19 protein-coding genes and 2 tRNA genes are annotated in these 22,587 nt (G+C 75.2%); 14 read left to right on the top strand and 7 right to left on the bottom strand.

The genetic code is table 11. From position 1 onward, the window contains the following. Window positions 1-243 precede the first annotated feature (243 nt). Window positions 244-522 (top strand): hypothetical protein, encoded by a 279-nt coding sequence (locus ACGF15_RS23590; RefSeq protein WP_345610988.1) that lies wholly within the window; start codon window positions 244-246, stop codon window positions 520-522. 54 nt (window positions 523-576) lie between these two features. Further along, window positions 577-2,394 carry a glutamine--fructose-6-phosphate transaminase (isomerizing) gene (gene glmS, locus ACGF15_RS23585; protein WP_362607061.1) on the top strand — a complete coding sequence of 606 codons (1,818 nt, stop codon included), beginning with the start codon at window positions 577-579 and terminating at the stop codon, window positions 2,392-2,394. Window positions 2,395-2,755: 361 nt separating this feature from the next. Here glmS and ACGF15_RS23580 read toward each other — a convergent pair whose 3' ends face one another. After that, entirely contained in the window at window positions 2,756-3,277 is a 522-nt protein-coding gene (locus ACGF15_RS23580) for a universal stress protein (protein ID WP_256523243.1), read from the bottom strand. An 819-nt stretch (window positions 3,278-4,096) separates the two neighbouring features. On the opposite strand from ACGF15_RS23580, the gene ACGF15_RS23575 reads away from it, so the two are divergent. From ACGF15_RS23575 to ACGF15_RS23565, 3 genes are all read left to right on the top strand, one after another. Beyond that, window positions 4,097-5,275 carry a helix-turn-helix domain-containing protein gene (locus tag ACGF15_RS23575; protein ID WP_362607058.1) on the top strand — a complete coding sequence of 393 codons (1,179 nt, stop codon included), beginning with the start codon at window positions 4,097-4,099 and terminating at the stop codon, window positions 5,273-5,275. Window positions 5,276-5,349: 74 nt separating this feature from the next. Continuing rightward, a complete protein-coding gene (orn, locus tag ACGF15_RS23570; protein ID WP_345610997.1) occupies window positions 5,350-5,958 on the top strand; it encodes an oligoribonuclease in 609 nt (202 codons plus the stop codon). A gap of 150 nt (window positions 5,959-6,108) precedes the next feature. Continuing rightward, a tRNA-His gene (locus tag ACGF15_RS23565) sits at window positions 6,109-6,181 on the top strand. A gap of 532 nt (window positions 6,182-6,713) precedes the next feature. Here ACGF15_RS23565 and ACGF15_RS23560 read toward each other — a convergent pair. Next, window positions 6,714-8,108 carry a sensor histidine kinase gene (locus ACGF15_RS23560; protein ID WP_392801684.1) on the bottom strand — a complete coding sequence of 465 codons (1,395 nt, stop codon included), beginning with the start codon at window positions 8,106-8,108 and terminating at the stop codon, window positions 6,714-6,716. Further along, window positions 8,105-8,866, bottom strand: a complete 762-nt coding sequence (locus ACGF15_RS23555) for a response regulator transcription factor (RefSeq protein WP_362607051.1) — start codon at window positions 8,864-8,866, stop codon at window positions 8,105-8,107. Before ACGF15_RS23555 ends, ACGF15_RS23560 begins: the two co-directional genes overlap by 4 nt. Before the next feature lie 97 nt (window positions 8,867-8,963). Between ACGF15_RS23555 and ACGF15_RS23550 the strand changes: the two genes are divergently transcribed. After that, on the top strand, window positions 8,964-9,521 hold the full coding sequence (locus tag ACGF15_RS23550; RefSeq protein ID WP_345611009.1) for a hypothetical protein: 558 nt from the start codon (window positions 8,964-8,966) through the stop codon (window positions 9,519-9,521). Window positions 9,522-9,539: 18 nt separating this feature from the next. Here ACGF15_RS23550 and ACGF15_RS23545 read toward each other — a convergent pair whose 3' ends face one another. Together ACGF15_RS23545 and ACGF15_RS23540 are read right to left on the bottom strand one after the other, a co-directional pair. Then, the gene (locus ACGF15_RS23545; protein ID WP_392801680.1) at window positions 9,540-10,400 is read right to left on the bottom strand and encodes a spermidine synthase; all 861 of its coding nucleotides are present in this window, start codon (window positions 10,398-10,400) and stop codon (window positions 9,540-9,542) included. Between the two features lie 69 nt (window positions 10,401-10,469). Beyond that, window positions 10,470-10,919 (bottom strand): hypothetical protein, encoded by a 450-nt coding sequence (locus ACGF15_RS23540; protein WP_345611016.1) that lies wholly within the window; start codon window positions 10,917-10,919, stop codon window positions 10,470-10,472. Between the two features lie 246 nt (window positions 10,920-11,165). Between ACGF15_RS23540 and ACGF15_RS23535 the strand changes: the two genes are divergently transcribed. Further along, window positions 11,166-12,584, top strand: coding sequence for a tetratricopeptide repeat protein (locus ACGF15_RS23535; protein WP_345611018.1), 1,419 nt, complete (start codon window positions 11,166-11,168; stop codon window positions 12,582-12,584). A 48-nt stretch (window positions 12,585-12,632) separates the two neighbouring features. On the opposite strand, the gene ACGF15_RS23530 is transcribed toward ACGF15_RS23535, so the two are convergent. Next, window positions 12,633-13,229: a histidine phosphatase family protein gene (locus tag ACGF15_RS23530; protein ID WP_345611020.1), complete on the bottom strand. Its 597-nt coding sequence runs from the start codon at window positions 13,227-13,229 to the stop codon at window positions 12,633-12,635. A gap of 277 nt (window positions 13,230-13,506) precedes the next feature. On the opposite strand from ACGF15_RS23530, the gene ACGF15_RS23525 reads away from it, so the two are divergent. The 6 genes from ACGF15_RS23525 to ACGF15_RS23500 all read left to right on the top strand — a co-directional run bounded on the left by ACGF15_RS23525 (window position 13,507) and on the right by ACGF15_RS23500 (window position 18,910). After that, window positions 13,507-14,673, top strand: coding sequence for a hypothetical protein (locus ACGF15_RS23525; protein ID WP_345611022.1), 1,167 nt, complete (start codon window positions 13,507-13,509; stop codon window positions 14,671-14,673). Beyond that, entirely contained in the window at window positions 14,664-16,250 is a 1,587-nt protein-coding gene (locus ACGF15_RS23520) for a hypothetical protein (RefSeq protein ID WP_392801675.1), read from the top strand. Before ACGF15_RS23525 ends, ACGF15_RS23520 begins: the two co-directional genes overlap by 10 nt. After that, entirely contained in the window at window positions 16,247-17,617 is a 1,371-nt protein-coding gene (locus ACGF15_RS23515; RefSeq protein WP_345611024.1) for an AAA domain-containing protein, read from the top strand. Before ACGF15_RS23520 ends, ACGF15_RS23515 begins: the two co-directional genes overlap by 4 nt. Before the next feature lie 73 nt (window positions 17,618-17,690). Further along, window positions 17,691-18,029, top strand: a complete 339-nt coding sequence (locus tag ACGF15_RS23510) for a hypothetical protein (RefSeq protein ID WP_345611027.1) — start codon at window positions 17,691-17,693, stop codon at window positions 18,027-18,029. Between the two features lie 133 nt (window positions 18,030-18,162). Further along, entirely contained in the window at window positions 18,163-18,846 is a 684-nt protein-coding gene (locus ACGF15_RS23505; RefSeq protein ID WP_345611030.1) for a bifunctional DNA primase/polymerase, read from the top strand. Then, window positions 18,837-18,910: transfer RNA gene (locus tag ACGF15_RS23500), tRNA-Lys, on the top strand. The genes ACGF15_RS23505 and ACGF15_RS23500 overlap by 10 nt, the downstream gene beginning before the upstream one ends. 65 nt (window positions 18,911-18,975) lie before the next feature. Here the strand turns inward: ACGF15_RS23500 and ACGF15_RS23495 are convergent. Beyond that, complete coding sequence (locus ACGF15_RS23495; RefSeq protein WP_345611032.1) at window positions 18,976-20,274, bottom strand: M6 family metalloprotease domain-containing protein; 1,299 nt, start codon at window positions 20,272-20,274, stop codon at window positions 18,976-18,978. Window positions 20,275-20,664: 390 nt separating this feature from the next. Here ACGF15_RS23495 and ACGF15_RS23490 point away from each other — a divergent pair, with 390 nt between their 5' ends. Further along, the gene (locus tag ACGF15_RS23490; protein ID WP_392801670.1) at window positions 20,665-22,473 is read left to right on the top strand and encodes a putative bifunctional diguanylate cyclase/phosphodiesterase; all 1,809 of its coding nucleotides are present in this window, start codon (window positions 20,665-20,667) and stop codon (window positions 22,471-22,473) included. Window positions 22,474-22,587 lie beyond the last annotated feature (114 nt).

Raw genomic sequence — 22,587 nt, 5'->3', positions numbered from 1 at the left:
TGCCGCCGGGCGCCGGTGCGGGCTCCGGGCCCGGTTGCCGCCGGGCACGGTTGCCGCCGGGCCCGGTTGCGACGGCCGCCCGGCCGGGTGACCGGGGTCACCCGGACCGACCGCACGCCCGGGACCCCGGAGAATCCCCCGAAACAGGGCATATCGCAGCATCAAACCCTGGGAAACCCAGAATCCTGCCCGATACCGGGCAGGATTCTTGCGTGGAGAGGCCCCGTCGCCCACTATCTACGGGTGCTCGAACACCGCCCGTCGTCCCACGACGACCTCGTCGACCATCTGGTGCGCACCACGCCGCTCCCTCGCGGCGAGGCCGCCCGCGTGGTCCTCGACGTGCTGGCGTACTTCGACGAGACGACGGAGGAGTTCGTCCGCCGCCGTCATCGCGAGATGCAGTCCGGCGGCGCGGTGAACACGGAGATCTTCGAGCGGATCGCGGCCGAGCTGCCGCACCGCGCCGTCGCACCGCCGGAGCTCTCGCTCCGGCAGCTGCGCCGCATGGTCTACGGCTGACGGCAGGATCGTCCACCCGGGCACACACCGGAACTACGGAGGGCATCTCTTCATATGTGCGGAATCGTCGGTTACATCGGCAGGCGCGACGTGGCGCCGCTGCTGCTCGAAGGCCTGCAGCGGCTGGAGTACCGGGGCTACGACTCGGCGGGCGTGGTGATCAACAGCCCCAAGTCGGCGGCCCTGAAGATGGTCAAGGCCAAGGGGCGCGTCCGCGACCTGGAAGCCCGCGTCCCCAAGCGCTTCTCCGGGACCACCGGCATCGCCCACACCCGCTGGGCCACCCACGGCGCCCCCAGTGACGAGAACGCCCATCCGCACCTGTCCCCGGACAGCGAGGTCGCCGTCGTCCACAACGGCATCATCGACAACGCCTCCGAGCTGCGGGCCAAGCTGGAGGCGGACGGTGTCGTCTTCGCCTCGGAGACCGACACCGAGGTCCTCACCCACCTGATCGCGCGCTCCCAGGCGAAGACCCTGGAGGAGAAGGTGCGCGAGGCGCTGCGGCTGGTCGAGGGCACCTACGGCATCGCCGTGATGCACGCCGCGTTCCCGGACCGCATCGTCGTCGCCCGCAACGGCTCTCCGGTCGTCCTCGGCATCGGCGAGAAGGAGATGTTCGTCGCCTCCGACGTCGCCGCGCTCGTCGCCCACACCCGCCAGGTCGTCACCCTCGACGACGGCGAGATGGCCACCCTCAAGGCCGACGACTTCCGCACCTACACCACCGAGGGCTCGACCACCACGGCGACGCCCACCACCGTGGAGTGGGAGGCCGAGTCCTACGACATGGGCGGCCACGACACCTATATGCACAAGGAGATCTGCGAGCAGCCGGACGCGGTGGACCGCGTGCTGCGCGGCCGGATCGACGACCGCTTCAGCACCGTGCACCTCGGCGGACTCAACCTGGACGCCCGCGAGGCCCGCGGCATCCGGCGCGTCAAGATCCTCGGCTGCGGCACCTCCTACCACGCGGGCCTGATCGGCGCCGGGCTCGTCGAGTCCCTGGCCCGCATCCCGGCCGACGCCGAGCCCGCCTCCGAGTTCCGCTACCGCAACCCGGTGGTGGACCCCGACACCCTCTACATCGCCGTCTCCCAGTCCGGCGAGACCTACGACGTGCTGGCGGCCGTCCAGGAGCTCAAGCGCAAGGGCGGTCGCGTCCTCGGCGTCGTCAACGTGGTCGGCTCGGCGATCGCCCGCGAGGCGGACGGGGGCACCTATGTGCACGCCGGCCCCGAGGTCTGCGTCGTCTCCACGAAGTGCTTCACCAACACCGTGGTGGCCTTCGCGCTGATCGCCCTTCACCTCGGCCGCATCCGCGACCTCTCGGTGGCCGAGGGCAAGCGGATCATCGAGGGCCTGCGCAAGCTGCCCGCCCAGATCAGCGAGATCCTCGAGACCGAGGACGAGATCAAGAAGCTCGCCGCCCAGTACGCGGACGCCAAGTCGATGATGTTCATCGGGCGGGTGCGCGGCTACCCGGTGGCCCTGGAGGCCTCGCTCAAGCTCAAGGAGATCTCCTACATCCACGCCGAGGCGTACCCGGCCTCCGAGCTCAAGCACGGCCCGCTGGCCCTGATCGAGCCCGCGCTCCCGACCGTCGCGATCGTGCCGGACGACGAGCTGCTGGAGAAGAACCGCGCGGCCATGGAGGAGATCAAGGCCCGCTCCGGCCGGATACTGGCCGTCGCCCACCGGGAGCAGGAGAAGGCCGACCACACCATCGTGGTGCCGAAGAACGAGGACGAGCTGGACCCGATCCTCATGGGCATCCCGCTCCAGCTGCTGGCCTACCACACGGCGCTGGCCCTGGGCCGGGACATCGACAAGCCGCGCAACCTGGCGAAGTCCGTCACCGTGGAGTAGCCGCGCCCGGCCCGCCGCTCCGCCCGCGGGGCGGGGGGGGACGGGCACGGGTCACGGGAACGCCCTCCTGCGCGCAGGAGGGCGTTCCCCTTCCCGACGGGGCCGGCTGGCTTCCGCAGGTCCCTGCGGGCGCCGGCCGGTCCCGGAGCACCGGCGGGTCCCTGCGGGGGCCGCGGCCCCGCGGGGAGCCCGGAACCGGCTGCAGGGCGGAGGGAGTCGGCCCGCCGGGCCCCCCGTCCGTCCGCGGGCAGGGGCGGGCGCCGGAGGCGGTGCGGGCTGCGGGCTGCGGGCTGCGGGCTGCGGGCTGCGGGCTGCGGGCTGCGGGCTGCGGGCTGCGGGCTGCGGGCTGCGGGACGGTGCGCTAGGGGATCACGATCACGGGCCGCTGCGCGCGGCGCGCGAGGCGTCCGGCGACCGAGCCGAAAAGCCGCCCCACCAGACCGTGGGTGGAGCCGACGACGATGGCGTCGGCCGAGTACTCGCGGCCGACCTCCTCCAGCTCGTGGCAGATGTCCCCGCCCCGCTCGACCAGGATCCAGGGCACCTCGGCCAGGTAGTCGGCGCAGGCGAGTTCCAGGCCCAGCACCTCGGTGCGGTGGTCCGGGACGTCGACGAAGACGGGCGGCTCGCAGCCCGCCCAGACCGTGGTGGGCAGGCGGTTCGCCACATGGACGATGATCAGCCCCGAGCCGGAACGGCTGGCCAGCCCGATGGCGTAGGCCAGGGCCCGCTCGCTGGAGGTGGAACCGTCGAAGCCGACGACGACGCCGTGCTGGAAGGCGGGGTCACACGCGTGGCACGCCTCTTCGGCCGCCTGCAGGCCCGACAGTGCGTCGGTCGCCTGCTTGCGGTCCGCGGGTTCGGGGGTTTCGTGACCGGCCATCGGTGTCTCGGCGAAGAAGATCCTCGTGGGAGGGGCGGGGTCTCGGGGTGGACAGGCGGCGGGGCGGTGTCCGGGAATCATCTTCCCAACCCGTACCCCAAGGGTACGGCGCCACTCCTCTCCTGCCCAGAAGCCCGGCGCCTCATGCACCGGGCTTCAGGGGAGCATGCCCGAGCCTCCCGGCGATGGCAACGCCGCATGGCCGATGCAGCTTGTCCCGGAGCCCCCAGACCGCACCGCGCGGGGCGGAGGGCCGCGCGCACGCCGCCGGTACGTGGCGACCCACCGTGACCGGGCCACCACGGCGGTCGTTGACCGGAGGGGTCCGGGCGCGGGGGCACGGAGGGGCGGAGGACCGGGGCCGCGGAGCGGCGCACCTCGGGCGTCCGGCCGGGGCGCGCACGGCGCACGGAACGGCGCACACGAATTCGGCGCATCACGAGCGCACAAGGGGTCGTGTTTCAGCCAACTTCACGTCATCGGGGCCGACATGGCGAAACCCCCCTCCAACCCCTGCGCCACCAGCGAGAAGAGGCGTATGGGCGGCTCAGGCACCCTACGGGGACGGGCCATGACCGGCGCTGCCACTTCCCTGCGGGCCCCTCGGATGGAACGCTTCGTGATCGAATGCATCACGCCAAGTGGCCAAGTCGACATAGCGGGTCACACCGAACTTGGCACAACGGCGCCACGCGACACAGTAGATTCGATCATGAGTATCGAAGGCCGGGGGACTCGTGCAGAACCGAGGGGAAACGTGCAGGAGCGAAAGGCCCGAAACGAACGGGGAGACGCGCACTTCGAGGGGGGCTTAGCGTCATGAGTCAGGACTCCGCCGCACCGGAGGCAGCACGGAAGCTCTCCGGCCGCCGGCGCCGGGAAGTCGTTGCTGTGCTGCTGTTCAGCGGCGGCCCCATATTCGAGAGTTCCATTCCGCTCTCGGTGTTCGGGATCGACCGCCAGGACGCCGGAGTGCCGCGCTACCGCCTGCTTGTCTGCGGTGGCGAGGACGGCCCGCTGAGGACCACGGGGGGCCTGGAACTGTCCACGCCGTACGGCCTGGAGGCGATCAGCAGGGCGGGCACCGTGGTGGTCCCGGCCTGGCGGTCGATCACCTCGCCGCCACCGCCCGAGGCGCTGGAGGCCCTGCGCAGGGCGCACGAGGAGGGCGCCCGGATCGTCGGGCTGTGCACCGGTGCGTTCGTGCTGGCCGCGGCCGGGCTGCTCGACGGCCGCCCGGCGACCACGCACTGGATGTACGCGCCGACGCTCGCCAAGCGCTACCCGTCGGTCCACGTGGACCCGCGGGAGCTCTTCGTCGACGACGGCGACGTCCTCACCTCGGCGGGCACGGCCGCCGGGATCGACCTCTGCCTGCACATCGTGCGCACCGACCACGGCACCGAGGCTGCCGGCGCACTGGCCCGCAGGCTCGTCGTACCGCCGCGCCGCAGCGGCGGGCAGGAGCGGTACCTCGACCGGTCCCTGCCGGAGGAGATCGGCTCCGACCCGCTGGCCGAGGTGGTCTCCTGGGCGCTGGAGCACCTCCACGAGCAGTTCGACGTGGAGACGCTGGCGGCCCGCGCGTACATGAGCCGCCGGACGTTCGACCGCCGCTTCCGCTCGCTGACGGGCTCGGCACCGCTGCAGTGGCTGATCACCCAGCGCGTGCTGCAGGCGCAGCGCCTGCTGGAGACCTCCGACTACTCCGTCGACGAGGTCGCGGGCCGGTGCGGCTTCCGCTCGCCGGTGGCCCTGCGCGGCCACTTCCGGCGGCAGCTGGGCTCGTCCCCGGCGGCCTACCGGGCGGCCTACCGCGCGCGCCGGCCGCAGGGCGACCCGGGGCCCGTGCCCCTGGCCGACACGGCCGTGCCGGTGCAGGCCCAGGCGGTGGGACGGCGGGGAGCGCCCGGCCTGCCGGGCGCTCCGGAGCCGGGCCGCGGCGGACCCGAGGTCTACGCCCGGGTCGGCCTGCCCGGGCAGCGCGGACTGCCGTAGGACAGGGACGGGTACGGGCCCGGGGTGTACACGACCCCGGGCCCGTACGCGTCCCGCCCCATAGGGTAGGGCGCATGAACGATCGCATGGTGTGGATCGACTGCGAGATGACCGGGCTCTCGCTGGCGGACGACGCACTCATCGAGGTGGCCGCACTGGTCACCGACTCGGAACTGAACGTGCTCGGCGACGGCGTGGACATCGTGATCCGCCCGCCGGACGGGGCCCTGGAGACGATGCCCGAGGTGGTGCGCCAGATGCACACCTCCTCCGGACTGCTCGACGAGCTCGCGGGCGGCACCACGCTCCAGGACGCCGAGGCCCGGGTCCTCGCCTATGTCCGCGAGCACGTCAAGGAGCCCGGCAAGGCCCCGCTGTGCGGGAACTCGGTCGGCACCGACCGGGGCTTCCTCGCCCGGGACATGCCCGCCCTGGAAGGGCACCTCCACTACCGGATCGTCGACGTCTCCTCCGTCAAGGAGCTGGCGCGCCGCTGGTACCCGCGGGCCTACTTCAACAGCCCCGAGAAGTCCGGCAACCACCGGGCCCTCGCGGACATCCGGGAGTCCATCGCGGAGCTGCGCTACTACCGGGAGGCGGTCTTCGTCCCCCAGCCGGGCCCGGACAGCGAGACGGCCCGCACCATCGCCGCCCGGCACGTCCTGCCGGCCGAACCCTCCTGACCCGTGCCTCTCCGCCCCGCGGCCGCGGGGCGGAGAGGAGCACGGACGGCCCTCCGGGTGACCGGGAGCACTCCGGGAAAAGGGTGGCGCGAGCACCCTCCGGGACCCTGTACACTTTTTCTCGGCCGGTCGGGAGAACGACCGGTCATGGTGGGTGTAGCTCAGCTGGTAGAGCACCTGGTTGTGGTCCAGGATGCCGCGGGTTCGAGTCCCGTCACTCACCCTGAAAGATCAAGGGCTGACCTGTGGAAACGGGTCAGCCCTTGATCGTTTCCCGGTTCTCGGGAACGCCTTGGGAACAGAGGGCCGCTCGGCGGGCCCTGGGCCGCCCCCACGCCCTCGCCCGCCGGGAGCACGACGGGCCCGGCCTCCCGGGCCGGTGCCGACAGCAGGACGCCCTCTCCTCGCTGATCTCACAGGTCCGGGACGCCGACCGGGCCGAGGCGGACGGGTCGGCCACGCGACCGGCCGACGTCTGGTCGCGCGCCCCGGGGCCGGCTGTCCCGCAGGAGGCCACCAGGAGCAGGACGGCCGCCGCCGCGCTCGACGCCACTGTGGCGCCGTGCCGTCGCCGCATCAGCGTGCGCCTCCCTCGGAGTTGTACGGAGAACCCACGATTCCCCCTCACCTCCATGTCACCAACCGGGTGAGCGTATCCCCGGCAGTGAGCGGCTCGGCCGGCCGAGCACGGAAAGCCCTTCGCGCAAGCCGCAGGGCTGCCGCCCGGGCGCTGCGCGGCCGGCCCGCACGCGGGTTCAGACCTCCGCGGTCCGCCGGCGCCCCCGCCCGGCCCGCCGGGTGCGGCGGCCCTCGCCCCGGGCGCGGGCGCCGGTGCCGCGGCCGATCCAGACGCGTACCTCGGTGCCGCCGAGCACGGAGCGGCCGATGCGCACATCGCCCCCCGTTCCCTCGGCGACCCGGCGGACGATGTCCAGGCCCAGCCCGGTCGAGCCCTCCCGGGCCCCGCTGTTGCCGCGGGCCAGGGCGGCCGCGGGGTCGCTGATGCCGGGACCCGCGTCGGAGACCAGGACGATGACCGCTTCCTCGGTGCTGTGGACGTCCACGGAGAACGCCGTCCCCTCCGGCGTGTGCCGGAAGACGTTGCCCAGCAGGGCGTCCAGGGCCGCGGCCAGTTCGGGGCGGGCGACGGGGATGCGCACGGGGCGCTCCACCCCGGCGACGCGCACCGTGCGCCCCTCGTCCTCGGCGAGGGCCGACCAGAACCCCATGCGCTCGCGCACCACCTCGCCGGCGTCGCAGCCGGCTCCCGGCCCCGCGGCGGAGGTCTGCGGCTTGGCCTCCCGGGCGGTGCGGATGATGGTGTCGACCTCGCGTTCCAGCTGGGCCACGGCCTCGCGGGTCTGCTCGGCCGCGGCGCTGTCGCCCAGCGAGGCGGCGTTCAGGCGCAGCACGGTCAGCGGGGTGCGCAGCCGGTGCGACAGGTCGGCGGCCAGTTCCCGCTCGTTGGCCAGCAGTTGCACCACCTGGTCGGCCATGGAGTTGAACGCGACGGCCGCGGAGTGGAGTTCGGGCGGGCCCTCCTCCGGCACCCGCGCCCCCAGCCGCCCCTCCCCCAGTTCCTTGGCGGCGCCCGCGAGGCGGCGGGCGGGCTGCACCATGCGCAGGCCGAGCCGGTCGGCCACCGCGACGGAGCCGAGGACCAGGGCCGTGCCGACACCGGCGAGGACGAGCCAGGCGGTGTCCACGCCGTTGGAGACCTCGCCCTCGGGGACGAAGATCTCGACCACCGCGATCCGCCCGGCGCCGATCGCGGTCGGGGCCAGCAGGGCGAAGCCGCCGGAGACCTCGGTGATGGAGGCCCGGCCGATGCGCCGCACGGTGGCGATGTCGCGTACGGCGGCCCGCCGGATGCCGATCTCCAGCGGGACGGCGCCGAGTTCACCGGTGGAGGGGATGTGCACGGCCATCCGCCCGTCGGCCCCGGCCGGGGTGGACTCGACGGCCCGGTCGAGCATCCGGCGCTCGGTGGTGACGGTGAGCGTCGGGGCGATGGTGGCCGCCTGGCGCTCGGCGTTGGAGAACGCCCGGTCCCGGGCCATCTCCTTGACGACGATGCCCAGCGGGAGCGCGAAGGCGAGCACGACCATCACGGTGACCGCGAGCGCCACCTTGACCAGGGCCCATCTCATCGCCGCGGTCCGCCGTCCGTGCCGCCCGGGGACGGGTGGGCGACGTCCGCCGGCAGGTGGGCCCGGGCGTCGGGGGGCGGTTCCAGCTTCACCCCGACGCCGCGCAGGGTGTGCAGATACCGCGGCCGGGCGGCGGTCTCGCCGAGCTTCCGGCGCAGCCAGCTGAGGTGGACGTCGATGGTCTGGTCGTCGCCGTAGCTCTGCTGCCACACCTCGGCGAGCAGTTCCCTGCGCGGGACCACCACACCCGGGCGCCCGGCGAGGAAGGCGAGCAGGTCGAACTCACGGCGGGTCAGATCGATGGGGCGGCCGTCCAGTTCGGCCTGGCGGCGCAGCGGGTCGACGGCCAGGCCGCCGACGCGCAGGAGCCGGCTCGGAGGCTGCGCGGCGCCCCGGGCGCGGGCCCGGCGCAGCACGGCCGACATCCGCGCGGACAGGTGCTCCACCGAGAAGGGCTTGGTGAGGTAGTCGTCCGCGCCGTCGTTCAGCAGCCGGACGATCTCCGCCTCCTCGTCGCGGGCCGTGGCGATGATCACAGGGACGTCGGTGATGCCGCGGAGCATCTTCAGCGCCTCGGCGCCGTCCAGATCGGGCAGTCCGAGGTCCAGGACGACCAGGTCGAAACGGTGGTGGGCGACCTCCCGCAGCGCCTCCAGGGCCGTTCCGACGCTCCGTACGGTGTGGGATGCCTCGGTGAGGTGCCGGATGAGAGCGGAGCGCACGAACTGGTCGTCCTCGACCACGAGCACACTTGCCATGGGCCGCACCGTACGCCATCCGGAGGATGCGGGTCCTCCGGGGAGGTGAACCCCGGGAGCCGGGACAGCGGGGGGCTGCGTGGTGCACCATGAGCCGGTGAGCAGAGGACTCGTACACGCCCTGGCGTGGTCGCTGTCCACCGGTGCGGCGGTGACGCTGTCCTGGTGGGGCGTCCACTCGGTCATGGCCGGCACCGCGTACGACCGTCCGCGCGCCCTGCCGATCACCGCGCAGACGGCGACCGCGTCGCCGCCCCGCCCGCCGGAGGCGGCGTCCACGCCGCGGCCGTCCCCGGTGTCGCCGGCGCCGTCGCCCACGCCCTCGCCGCGCGGCCCGAGCGGCCCGGCGTCCCCGCCGTCCCCGGCGTCCCCCGCGAGCAGCGCCCCGGCGGAGCCGGCGCCTTCGCCCTCCCCCGCCCGGCAGGAGGCCGCGGGCGATGTGCGGGGCTACACCGTCGAAGGCGGCCGGGTGGTCTTCGACATCGGCGCGAGCGCGGCCGACCTGGTGTCGGCCACGCCGGAGGCGGGGTGGCAGATGCAGGTGTGGACCCAGCCCACGTGGATCCGGGTCACGTTCACCCGGGACGGGCGGGAGGTGTCGGTCTTCTGTACCTGGCACGACCACCCGCCGATGGTCCAGTTCGACGAGCGGTGAGCCGGGCCGGCCCTCCCTTCAGCCGAAGGCGTCGGCCGGTGGCGCCGGGGAGTCGGTGGCGGCGGCGTCCGCGACCGGGGCCGCCCCGCCGCTGAAGTCGGCCAGGGACCGCCCGTGTTCGACCCGTCCGGCGAAGGGGTCGCCCGCCACCCGCCGGGTGAACTCGGCGACGGGCAGGGGGGCGTCGGAGGCGACGAGCACGGCGTTGCCGAAGCGGCGGCCGCGCAGGACCGCGGGGTCGGCGGCGAGCGCCAGCTCCGGGAAGACGGCGGCGGCGGTGGCGATCTGGCCGCGCAGATGGGCGAGCGGGGGGCCGTCCGCGACGTTGGCCGCATAGCGTCCGCCGGGCCGGAGCACGCGCGACACCTCGCCGAGGAACTCGGTGCTGGTCAGGTGCGCCGGGGTGCGGGCGTCCCCGAAGACGTCCGCGACCACCAGGTCCGCCCAGCCCTCGGGCACCTTGGCCAGTGCCGCGCGGGCGTCGGCGGAGCGGACCCGGATCCGCGCGCCCGGATCGAGCGGCAGCCTCTCGCGCACCAGGCGCACCAGGGCGGCGTCCACCTCCACGACCTGCTGCGTGGAGCGGGGCCGGGTGGCGGCGGTGTACCGGGCGAGGGTGAAGGCCCCGCCGCCGAGGTGCAGGACGTGCACGGGCCGTCCGGGCGGTGCGGCGAGGTCGACCAGGTGGCCGAGGCGGCGCTGGTAGGCGAAGGAGAGGCGGGCGGGGTCGTCCAGGTCGACGTGCGACTGCGGGGCGCCGTCGATCAGCAGGGTCCAGGCGCGGGGCCGGTCGGGGTCGGCCACCAGCTCGGCGACGCCGCCGTCGACCCGCTCGACGAACACGCCGCCGTCCCGCTCCCTGTGCCTGCGCCGTCCCACGGGCCCATTATCGCCGGGGCACCGCCCGCCGCCGGCAGGGGGCCCGGGGGCCGGGCGCCGGGCGGGCGCTCAGCGGCAGTTGTCCGCCGCCTCGATCAGCCGGGCCGCCTCCCCGAGCGCGGCCCGCAGCACCGCCGGGTCCGTCAGCGGCGCACCGGCCGCGTCCTCCGGGGGCAGCAGCCAGCCCGAGCCGGGGAGGGGAGGAGCCGAGGAGGGTACGTCCGCGAGGCGCAGGCCCCGGCCCGGCGTCCGGGTGCAGGCGCTGCCCGGCACGTCCCAGCAGTCGGCCGTGCCCGGCGGGACGAGGAAGCCGAGGGTGTCGCACGTGCCGTCGTGGAGGACCGGCCCCACCCCGGGGGCGTCGCCGCCGCGGCGCAGGATGTCGACCGCCTCCAGCCCCTGGCGGGCCGGCACGGTCACCAGGTCGCACGGCGGGGGCGCGACCGGCCCGTGGGGGCGGACGCCGTCCGCCGCGGCGCGGTGGCCCGCCGCGGCAGGGGGCGCCGTGCCGGTCTCCATGCCGAGCTCCACCAAGAGGATCCCCTCCTCGCGCGTCCTTCCCGAAGAGGCGCCGTGCGGGCCTCCGGGTGGTTCAACGCCGCCGGGCGTCAGGGGCTACGGCGGCACGCCGCCGCAAAGCGTGGCGGTTCATGGCAGATCACCGGCGAGATGTCCCTTTTGCAGTCAAACCCCGTGTGAGCCCCCGACCACAGCAGGTACGTTCTTGCCCGCCGGAACACGGCTGCACCAGGAGAGGGCACGGCCATGGCGTCGTCTCGGGCATCACGGGCCCGTCCCGCGCATCCCAATCTCGTCTTCCGCCGGCTGCGCGGAAGCCGCTCGCCGGGCGAGTTCGCCACGGCGGTCCGACGGGCCGCGCGCGAGATCGGGGAGCAGGTGTCCTGCGACGCCCGCTACATCGGGCGGGTGGAGTCCGGGGAGATCCGCTGCCCCAACTACGCCTACGAGCGCGTGTTCCTGCACATGTTCCCCGGCCGCTCCCTGGCCGACCTCGGGTTCGCCGCCCGGGAGGAGGTCCGGGGGCGGAGGCGCCCGGCGGCCGCCCCGCCGGACCCGGGGGCCGGGACCGGCCCCGCGGGAGCGCCGCCGCCGTGCTGCCCCTGCACCACCGGCGGAGGCCGGTGCCGTACCGACAGCGAGATCGACGAGGAGAGCGACGTGCTGCGTCGCGCGTTCATGACCAGCGGGTCCGCCACGGTGGCGGCCGCCTCCTTCGGGTTCGGAGGCGGCGGGGTGCCCTCCCAGCGCCGCCGCGTCGGTGAGGGCGAGGTCCGGGCCGTCGAGGACGCGGTGCGCCGCATCCGGCTGCTGGACGACCGGCACGGCGCGGACGGGCTCTACGTGCGCGCCGCCCAGCCGCTGCACGCCGCCTACGCCCTCCTGGACTCCGGGGCCGCCACCCGGTCCGCCGTGGCCGACCGGCTGCACGCGGGTGCGGGCGAACTCGCCCTCTCGGTGGGCTGGCTGGCCCATGACTCGGGCCGCTTCGAGGACGCGCGCTCGCACTACGCCGAGGCGCTGGCCACCGCCCGGGTGGCCGGGGACCCGGCGCTGGAGGCGCATGCCTTCTGCAACACCTCCTTCCTGGCGCGGGACGCCGGGCGCCACCGGGAGGCCGTACGCACCGCGCAGGCGGGCCAGCAGGCGGCCCGGCGGGTGGGCTCGGCCCGGCTGCTGTCGCTGCTGGCACTGCGCGAGGCGGGCGGCTGGGCGGGGCTGGGGGACCGCGCGGGCTGCGAGCAGGCGCTCGGCCGCGCCCACGACCACTTCGCCCGGGGGGCCGGTGCCCGCGACCCGGAGTGGATGTCGTTCTTCGCCGAGCCCGAGGCGGAGGCGCTGCAGGCGCAGTGCTGGGCGGCGCTGGGGCAGTGGCCGCGGGCGGCGTCGCACGCCCGGCGTGCCGCCGCCCTGCAGGACCACCGCTTCACCAGGAACCTGGCGCTCTACCGGGCCGAACTCGCCGCCGATCTGGCCCGGGCCGGGGCGCCCGACGAGGCGGCCGCCGCGGGCGAGCAGGTGCTGGTGCTGCTGGGCGGCGTCCGGTCGGCCCGCATCAGCGGGATGCTGGCCGACACGGCCTCCGTGCTGCGCCCGCACCGCTCGGTGCCCGGGGTGGCTGGGTTCCTGGACCGGTACGAGGGGACCTCCGCCCGCCGCGCCTGACCCTTCTCCCGGTCGCCGGCGCGCATCCGGGGCGGCGGGGCGGTCCGGTCAGAGTTCCAGGTGGGCGGTGTCGTTCCAGCGCTCGACCGCGGGCTCGCCGTAGGCCCAGGACAGCACCGACAGGCTGGTGGGGTCGAGGCGCATCCGCGAGCCGAAGGAGACGTCCTCGCCCAGCCAGCGGGCGCAGATGGACCGCAGGATGTGGCCGTGGGCGAAGACCAGCACATCGCGTTCGGCCGAGCGCGCCCACCCCACGACCTCGTCCGCGCGCGCCGAGACCCCGGCCAGCGTCTCCCCGCCGGGAACGCCGTCCTTCCACAGCACCCAGCCCGGCCGCTCGGCGTGGATCTCCGCCGGCGTGAGCCCCTCGTAGGCGCCGTAGTCGACCTCCATCAGCGCGTCCCAGGGCTGCGCCCGCTCCCCGAACCCGGCGAGGGCGCAGGTCTCGCTGGCACGCACCAGCGGGCTGGTGCGCACCTCGACTCCCTCCAGGCCCGACCAGGGCGCGCGGTGCAGCCGCTCCCCCAGCAGCTTCGCGCCGCGCCGCCCCTCCTCCAGCAGCGGGATGTCCGTACGGCCGGTGTGCCTGCCGCTCAGCGACCACTCGGTCTGGCCGTGCCGGGCGAGCAGTATCCGCGGTGCCATGAGGGGCTCTCCTGGTGAGACGTCCGATGTGCCGGGTGCGCGGCCGCGCGCACCCCGTGAACGGCCGCCCGGCCGGGGCCGGTGCCGGCCCCGTGGTTCACGGGCGCGTTCCGTTCCATCATCCCGCACCTCACCCCCAGGCGGCTCGGGGGACGCCCGCGGCGGCCCCGTCCGGGCCGGCGGCATGCGCGGGCGGGCCCGCCGCGGGCCCCGTCGCCGACGGCTCCCGGCGCCGTTCCCGCCCGCGATGTCGGTGGCGGATGCGAGACTTCCGCGGGTGAGCGAATCCCCGGAGAGCGCACCTCCCCCGAAGGCGCCGACGACAGCACTCAGGCAGCGGCTCGCCGAGCTGCGCGGGCCGTCCGCGCAGCCGCACCCCCTGGACGCCCGGGCGCTCGCGGCACTCGCCGCCAACCCCGGCTGCCGCCGCCGTGCCCTGCTCGACGGCGCGGGGGTGGACAAGTCGGCGCTCGCCGCTGCGCTCGGCTCTCCCTCCGGCTACGGCCAGTCGCAGTTCGCGTTCATGCGGGGGAACGCCTTCGAGGCCCGGGTCAAGGCCGACGGCGGCCGGGAGCTGCTGCGCCTGCTGGGGCTTCAGGAGGCGGGCGAGGTCCGCCTCCCGGAACTCGGCGCCTCGGGCCCGGAGGGCCGCGCGGCCCGTACGGCGCTGGCGCTGCGGGAGGCCACCGGGGCGGGGGCCGTCAGCCTGCTCGACCACCCGATGCTGGCGCTCGAGGTGGCGGGCTCCCCCGCCTACCTGGAGCCCGACGCCGTGGTGGTGCACCCCGACGGCCGGTGGACGGTGGTGGAGATCAAGTCCTTCCCGATGATCGACGCCTCGGCGGACGCCGCCAAGGTGGGGGCCGCCGCCCGGCAGGCGGCGGTCTACGTACTGGCCCTGGAGCGGGTCGCCGGGGCGGTGCCGGGGGCCTCGGTCGCCCACCGCGTGCTGCTGGTGTGCCCGAAGGACTTCACCAACCTGCCCACCGCCTCCGCCGTGGACGTGCGCAAGCAGCTGTCCGTCACCCGGCGGCAGCTGGCCCGGCTCACCCGCGTCGAGGACATCGCCGCGGCGCTGCCCGAGGGCCTGACCTTCGACCTCGACGGCCGCTCCGCGGAGCAGCTGTGCGAGGCCGTGGAGCAGGTTCCGCACGCCTACGCCCCCGAGTGCCTGGCCGCCTGCGAGCTGGCGTTCCACTGCCGCGACCGGGCCCGGCTGGCCGGGGCGGTGGAGGCGCTGGGGCGCTCGGTGCGCGGCGAGCTGGGCGGGCTGAGCACCGTCGGGGAGGTGCTGGCCGCCGCCCGCGGCGAGGCCGGCGAGCCGGACGACCCGGCGGTCGCCGCGCTGCGCCGCGCGGCCGCGCTGCGCTCCGAGGCCCTGGCCCCGGCCGGGGTCCCCGCCGCGCGGGGGGCCCGGGAGGCGGAGGGGGCGGCATGTCGCTGATCTCCACCCTCGCCCGGTTGGAGGCGGTCGAGTCGGGCCGGGCGCAGCCGACGGCCACGGTGCGCCACCGCCATCTGTCCGACCGGCCGCTGGTGTTCGTCCCGCTGACCACCGCGGGCGAGGCGGGCGCGCCGCTGGGGGCCCTGGTCGGCACCGATCCCGGGGAGCCGGTGCTGCTGGTGGTGGCCCAGCCCCGCGACCGCGACCTGCGGGCGCAGTTCCTCGCCGAGCTGGCCGAGGTGTTCCTGCCGCACCTGGAGCGCTACGCGGAGCGGGTCGAACCCGCCGAGCGCTCCGAGACGGACCCGGAGTCCGGGAAGCGTGTGAAGGTCGAGGCCGAGCTGTGCGCGGACGCCCCGCAGGTGATCGTGCCGAGCCGGGCCGGTGTCGAGTACCTGAGGCTGCTGGGGCGCTCGATGCGCTTCCGCCGCACGGCCGACGAGGACCCGGAGAACCCCTACCCGGCCCCGCCCCGGGTCCCGCTGCTGGGCCGCTGGTTCACCCACTACGGGGAGCGTGCCCGGGTCCCCGGCTCCTCGCTGCTGGCGGCCGCGACCGACCTGCTGAACCGGCACTGGGCGACCGGCCAGTCCTCGCTGGAGGACCAGCACCTCGGTGCCCTGCTGGCCTGGATCGACCCGGCCGGCGGCGTTCCGGGCGCCGAGGCCGCGCTGCGGGCCGGGACCGCCCGGGACGAGGAGGGGCAGCTGCTGTGCCCTCCGGCCGGTCCGGCGACCGATCCGGCCTTCGACAACCGTCTCCTCGCGCCCGCGATGGAGCGTTTCGACCGGGCCCGCCGGATGCTTCAGGCCGCGGAGGACGGGGCCAGCGCCGACGACCTCCTCGGTGAACTGCACCGCGCCGAACGGGAGGTGCGCCGGCTGGTGGCCGGGCAGCTGCTGCCCACCTGGAGAGCGGTGTGGCGGGCGCTGGAGCTGCTGCGGGCGCTGCCCGAGGGCTCCCGGGTGGCCGACCGCTGGACGCGGGACCGCTGGTCCTTCACCACCCACCGGGACCGGGTGCGGGCGGGCGAGCCCCCGCAGCCGCGGCACGACGACGCGGTCACCGCCGCGCGGAAGCTGGCCGCGCGGGAGACGGCGCAGGCCCGGCTCGACGCCCAGGAGGCGCTGGACGACCCGCTGGTGATGGCCGGGTTCAGGCTGTCGGGCGAGGCGTTCGCCGGCGAGGTGCTGGATGTGGAGATGGCCTGGTCGGAGTCGAAGCGCCCGAGCCCCCGGCCGCTGGTCCGGCTGCGCACCGACGACCGGCCCCACCTGGAGGAGCGGACCAGGGCCTACCGCTCGCTGGACGGCAGGCCGCAGACCGCCGAGGTGGCCGGCGTCGAGGAGGACGGGACGCTGGTGCTGCGCGTGCTGGACCGGATGGGCCGGGGCCGGGAGCCCGCGGCGGGGAGCGTACCGGAGAAGGGGGACCGGATCTCCTGGACGCTGTTCGCGCACGACCAGCGCGGCGGGCCGAAGCTCCCCGACCCCGAGGAGACGCCGTGGACCCACGGCGGACCGCCGCGGACCGACCCCGAGAGCCCCGATGCCGTGACCCCGGAGGACCTGCTGTGACCGCCGAGTACGCCGTGTCCCGCCGTGCCGGGGCGGCGGAGCCCTTCGACCCGGCCGCGGCGGCGGCCCGGGCCACCGCGGAGATCCTCGACGACACCCTCGGCGGCCGGGCGCGCGGGGTGGTCGTGGACTCTCCGCCCGGCGCGGGCAAGTCGACCCTGGTCGTGCGCGCCGCGCTCGAACTGGCCGCGGCCGGGCGGCCGCTGATGGTGGTGGCGCAGACCAACGCGCAGGTGGACGACCTGGTGCTGCGGCTCGCGGAGAAGGAGCCGGCGCTGCCTTTGGGCCGGCTGCACTCCAACGACTCCGATCCCTACGACCGGGCGCTGGACGCCCTGGACAACGTCCGCACCTCGGCCAGGGCGGGCGACCTGGCCGGGGTGGACGTGGTCGTGTCGACCGCGGCCAAGTGGGCGCATGTGCAGGGGGTCGAGCCGTGGGGGCACGCGATCGTCGACGAGGCGTACCAGATGCGCTCGGATGCGCTGCTGGCCGTGGCGGGCCTGTTCGACCGGGCGCTGTTCGTCGGCGACCCGGGCCAGCTGGACCCGTTCTCCGTCGTCGGGGCGGACCAGTGGGCGGGGCTGGCGTACGACCCCTCGGCCAGTGCGGTCTCCACGCTGCTCGCGCACAACCCCGAGCTGCCGCAGCACCGGCTGCCCGTGTCCTGGCGGCTGCCCGCCTCGGCGGCGCCGCTGGTGTCCGAGGCCTTCTACCCCTACACGCCCTTCCGCAGCGGCACGGGGCCGGGCGAGCGGCGGCTGGCCTTCGGGGTGCCCTCCGACTCATCGGGGCCCGACCGGGTGCTGGACGAGGCGGCGCGGTCGGGGTGGGGGCTGCTGGAACTGCCGGCGCGGCTCACGCCGCGCACCGACCCCGAGGCGGTCGCGGCGGTCGCCATGGTGGTGCGGCGGCTGCTGGACCGGGGCGGGTCCACCGTGTCGGAGCGCTCCGGGGACCCGGTGCCGCTGACGGCCGACCGGATCGCGGTGGGCACGGCCCACCGGGACCAGGCGGCGGCGGTGCGCGCGGCGCTGGCGGGTCTGGGGGCCGCCGGTGTCACGGTGGACACGGCCAACCGCCTCCAGGGCCGCGAGTACGACGTGACGGTGGTGCTCCACCCGCTCTCCGGGCGGCCGGACGCGACGGCGTTCCACCTGGAGACGGGCCGCTTGTGCGTGCTGGCCTCCCGGCACCGGCATGCCTGCGTCGTGGTGTGCCGGGCGGGGGTGTCCGGGCTCCTCGACGAGCACCCGTCGACGGAGCCGGTGCAGCTGGGGGTCTCCCTCAAGTTCCCGGACGGCTGGGAGGCCAACCACGCGGTCCTGGCGCACCTGGCGGAGCACCGGGTGTCCTGGCGGCCCTGAGGCACCCTTGCACGGCGCGGGACAATGGAGGACGGTCCGGGCCTCCGGGCCGGGGACGAGGAGGAGTACGGACATGGCGGAACCGGAGCGGACGACCGAGCGCAGGCTGCGGCCGGCCCCGCTGCTCTTCGAGCCGTCGGAGGCGGCCGCCGATCCGGAGCACTTCTTCGACCTGGAGTCCATGGAGGACCCGCACGAGCTGCTGGCCCGCTCCACCGAGCTGACGCTGGCCTTCCGCGCGGCCTCGGACCGGGCGGTGGAGTACCAGGCGATGGCCGCGGCCCAGCTCGCCGACCCGCGCCGGTTCGACCGGTTGACGCCGGGCGACATCGGTGCGCGGGCGGGCTGGACCGAGGACTACGCCCGGAAGATGATCGAGTTCGGCCGGGAGCTGCTCGCCCAGCCGGGCTGAGCGGCCCGCGGGCCGCGCTCCCGCATATGCCAGCCACACGTGGCGCGGCACTGTACCCCTTTCCGGGGGGCCGCGCCCCCTTTTCCGGGAACTCTCCGGAATCCTCCGGTTACCCGGGGTACATCTGGTGGACATGACGACATGGCTGCGAGACCCGGGCACCGCCACCGCCGGCACGGGGACCGGAACCTGCGCCACCGGTACCGTCGCCCCGCCGCACGGGGCCGACGCCGGTGCGGCCGCCGAGGTCACTCCCCCGGGCGCGGCCTGGCTCGCCTCCGCCGAGGCGTTCCCCCGCACGGTGCTGGCGTTCTGGGAGAGCCGCCCCTCGGCACCGGCGGTCCTCCCCTGCGGCACGGTGTTCGACGTGGTGAACGCCCCCGGCACCTTCGGGCGGCGGATGCTCGACCGCCTGTGGGAGGAGGGGCCGGGGTCGGGGCCGGTGGCCCTGCACCGGGGCCGGACGATGCTCTTCGCCGCTCCCGGCACCGCCCAGCGGCTGCGGGCCCTGCTGCGCTGGACCGGCGAGCCCCCGACGCGGTCGGGCGGCACCTGGGGGCGGAGCGTGCCGCCCCTGATCTGCCACGGCCCGGGCGACGCGGTGACGGTGCCGCCGCCGGCGCCCGCCGAGACCCCGGGGGCGCCCCGCTGGCTGGTCGCGCCGGACACCCGCACCCCGTGGCTCCCCGGCCCCGAGGTCCTGCTGTGGGCGTGCGTCCGCGCGGCCCGCGCGGACGCCCGGCACGACGTGCGGGTATCGATTTCTCCTCCCGCCGATCCGGGTGCTAAGGTCTACGACGTCAGCAGGCGCCGCTAGCTCAGTTGGTTAGAGCAGCTGACTCTTAATCAGCGGGTCCGGGGTTCGAGTCCCTGGCGGCGCACAGACACCGGAAGGCCCTTCGCGAGAGCGGGGGGCCTTCCGGCGTTCCCGCAGGGCTCCGGCCGGTCAATCGGTCGTGATCCTGATCGTCCAGGCCCCCGTGGCGGTGCGGTCCATCACCTCCACGCGGGTGCGCCCGCCGTCCGGGTCGCGGGTGGTGAAGGTCTCCCCCTCCCGCAGGGGCGCGTCCGCGAGCGGCGGGTAGACCGACCGGTCCGTGCACGCCTCGGTCTCGGGGTGGGTGTCGATCACCTCGACGGGCCCCCCGCCGGACGCCTCGTCGCCGCGCACCCGGTAGAGCAGCACGCCCTCGGTGCAGGTGTCCGCGTCGTTGCCGACCGCGGCGCGCGCCTCGACGGCGAGCACGCTGTCCGGACCGGTGCGGACCACCGCGAGCCGCCCTCCGACGCTGCCGCCGGGCACGGGCGCGGCGGCGAGCGGCTCCAGGGTGACGATCCTCCCCCGGCGGCCCGGCGGCCCGGCCGCCACGCGGGCCGCGCCGCCGCCGTTGACGCAGCGCACCTCCGCGGGGCCGAGCCAGCCGAGCTTCCACTTGTGCCAGCCGAAGAGGTCGGGGGCGAGTCCGAACTGGCTGCCCATGACGTCCCAGTCGCCCACATGGGTGTCCCAGTCCCCGTTGCCGTCCACGGGCCGGTGGTAGAGGTCGGGCAGGTCGAAGACGTGGCCGGTCTCGTGGGCGAGGACGTTGCGGTCCGGGGGGTGCCGCTCGAAGACGGTGACCACCCGCCGGATCTCGGTGCCGTCGACGGTGAGGGGGCGGTCGAAGTTGACGACCTTGGTGGCGTCGGAGTCGACGCCGGGGGCGTCGGGGTCGGCGACCAGGTAGACGACGTCGTAGCGGGAGAAGTCGACGGCCGGGTCGACGGCCGCGAGGGCGTCCTTCAGATAGGCGCTGCGCCGGTCCGGGGCCCAGTCGCGCCGTATGTCGTAGAACACCGAGGCCCGGGGCATCGGGATCCATTCGGTGAGCGCGCTGGTGCGCAGTTCGAAGGCCCCGTAGGAGGCGCGGTGGAAGAAGTCGGCGGTGGCCGGGAAGTGGTCCGCCACCAGGTCGGCGGGGGTGGTCAGGGGCGCGGAGTCGGGGAAGGAGAGGAAGACCATGACCGCCTCCAGCGAGGAGGCGGGCCTGGGGTAGGCGGCGTTCCAGGTGTCCAGCCCGAGCGAGTGGTGGGCGGCGGTGCGGGGCAGGGCGCAGGGTCCGGCGGGCGTCGCGGCCACCGCCGGGCCCGCCACGAGGGAGGTCGCCGTGAACGCCATCAGGGAGGTGAGAGCCGCGGCGGCGCTGCGGGGGCGCACCCGTTCCACTCTCCCGGGTGTTCCCCGGGGCGGCTGCTGACCCTCCACGTGGACCTCCGGCTCGGGATTGCGGGATGCCTCACCCACCCTGTGCCGGTTCGTACGGACTTGGCCTGTTCCAGTGCACCACACGGGTGAGCGGTGCGCCCGGGCGCCGGAGGGGCCGTCGGATCGCCGCGACACTCCGACGACTCACGCAACGTCACATTCGGTCGGACCGCATCCGACCCCGGTCATGACCCGCGCAGAAACGATCGACCATGATCACGTGGCGCCTTCGCCCCCCTGGGCGACGCTGGAACGGCCCGCTCGGCAGCCTCTATGATCGGCACACTTTCCCCGACATCCACCGGGATTTCTGCACCGAACGCCCCGGCCGGCCCGCCGCCGACCGGATGCGTACGACCCTGGACGACGCGCTGCATGCGGGAGTGAGCGGTGAGCGGTATCCCCGAAGGACAGGAGCCCCCGGGCATCGGAGTTCCGCAGGGCGGCCGTCATGTCATCACCCACGGTTACGATCCGGGCCAGAGCTTCGCCGAGCTGTGCGACTACCGCGCCGCCTTCAACGCGGCCCAGCTCGCCATGGCCGTCGTCGACCCCGAGGGCCTGGTCATCCGCGCCAACGACGCCCTCGCCACCCTGCTCGGCGGCCGCCCCGGCGAACTGCGCGGACGCTGCGCGGCCGACCTCGTCGACCTCGCGTCCGACGCCCGCACCTGGCACGCCTACCGGGAGGTGCTGCGCGGCAGCCGCTCCCGCTTCCGCTGCACACGGCGGCTGAAGCACGCCGACGGGCGGACCCTGTGGGCCGAGGTCACCGTCGCCCCGGTGCCCGACACCGGCGACGTGCTGCTCTCCGTCGCCGACATCAGCGACCGCCGGGAGCTCCACGCCCGGCTGCGCCACCTCCAGCTGCACGACCCCGTGACCCGGCTGCCCAACCGCGCCCTGTTCTTCGAGCGGCTGACCGCGGCCCTGGAATCGACCCCCTACGACCACGGCGCCACCGGGCGGATCGGCCTGTGCTATCTGGACCTGGACGGGTTCAAGGCGGTCAACGACACCCTCGGCCACCGGGTCGGCGACCGGCTGCTGGCGGCCGTCGGGGCCCGGCTGAACGCCTGCGCCGAACGCGGCGGCCATCTCGTGGCGCGCCTGGGCGGGGACGAGTTCGCCCTGCTGGTCGAGGACTCCACCGGCACCGAGCAGCTCGCCGACCTGGCCCGCTCCGTGCTCGCCGCACTCCAGCGCCCCTTCGACCTGGCGGGCCAGCGGCTGTCCGTGTCGGCGTCGATCGGCGTCGTGGAGCGCGCGGCCGCCGGGACGAGCGCCACGGGGCTGATGCAGGCGGCGGACACCACGCTCTACTGGGCCAAGGAGGACGGCAGGTCGCGCTGGACCCTGTTCGACCCGGAGCGCAACGCCACCCGGATGACCCGGCAGGCGCTGGCCTCCACCCTGCGCCCCGCGGTGGAGCGCGGGGAGTTCACCCTGGAGTACCAGCCGCTGGTCGGTCTCGCGGACGGCGTGACCCGCGGGGTGGAGGCGCTGGTGCGCTGGAACCACCCCCGTTTCGGCACGCTGACGCCGAATCGGTTCGTCGCGATCGCCGAGGAGGACGGCTCGATCGTGCAGCTCGGGCGGTGGGTCCTGCACACGGCCTGCCGCCAGGCGCGCCGCTGGCAGCTCGACCACCCGGAGGTGGAGCCGCTGTTCGTCTCGGTGAACGTGGCCGTGCGGCAGGTCTGGGACTCGGACCTGGTGGCGGACGTCGCGGAGATCCTGGCGGAGACCGGCCTGCCGCCCCGGCTGCTCCAGCTGGAGCTGACCGAGTCCGCCGTGATGGGGTCAGCCGGCCGCCCCCTCCAGGCGCTCCAGGCACTGAGCGCCATGGGCGTGCGCATCGCGATCGACGACTTCGGCACCGGCTACTCGAACCTGGCCTATCTGAGCCGCCTGCCGGTCTCCGCCCTGAAGCTCGACGGGTCCTTCGTCCGCGGCTTCCAGGACGAGGCCCATGCCAACCCCGCCGACGAGACCATCGTCGAGGCACTGGTGGAGCTGGCCCACCGGCTGGGCCTGACGGTCACCGCGGAGTGCGTGGAGACCTCGGGCCAGGCCTCCCGGCTGCGCCGGATCGGCTGCGACACCGGCCAGGGGTGGCTGTACTCGCGGGCCGTGGCGCCGGAGCGGATCCACGAGATGCTCACCGCGCTCCCCCGGCACACCGCGGCCGCGGGCTGACACGAGTCGGCACCCGCGCGGGCACCGGCCGGAACGGGTGGGCACCGGCCCGGACGGGTGGGCACCCGTGAGGACGCCGGCCGCCCCCGTCCGGGTTGGATACCGAGCGGGGGC

Source organism: Streptomyces sp. NPDC048001 (assembly GCF_043203115.1).
Lineage (GTDB): Bacteria > Actinomycetota > Actinomycetes > Streptomycetales > Streptomycetaceae > Streptomyces > Streptomyces sanyensis.
This window is presented reverse-complemented; position numbering and strand designations above follow the sequence as displayed.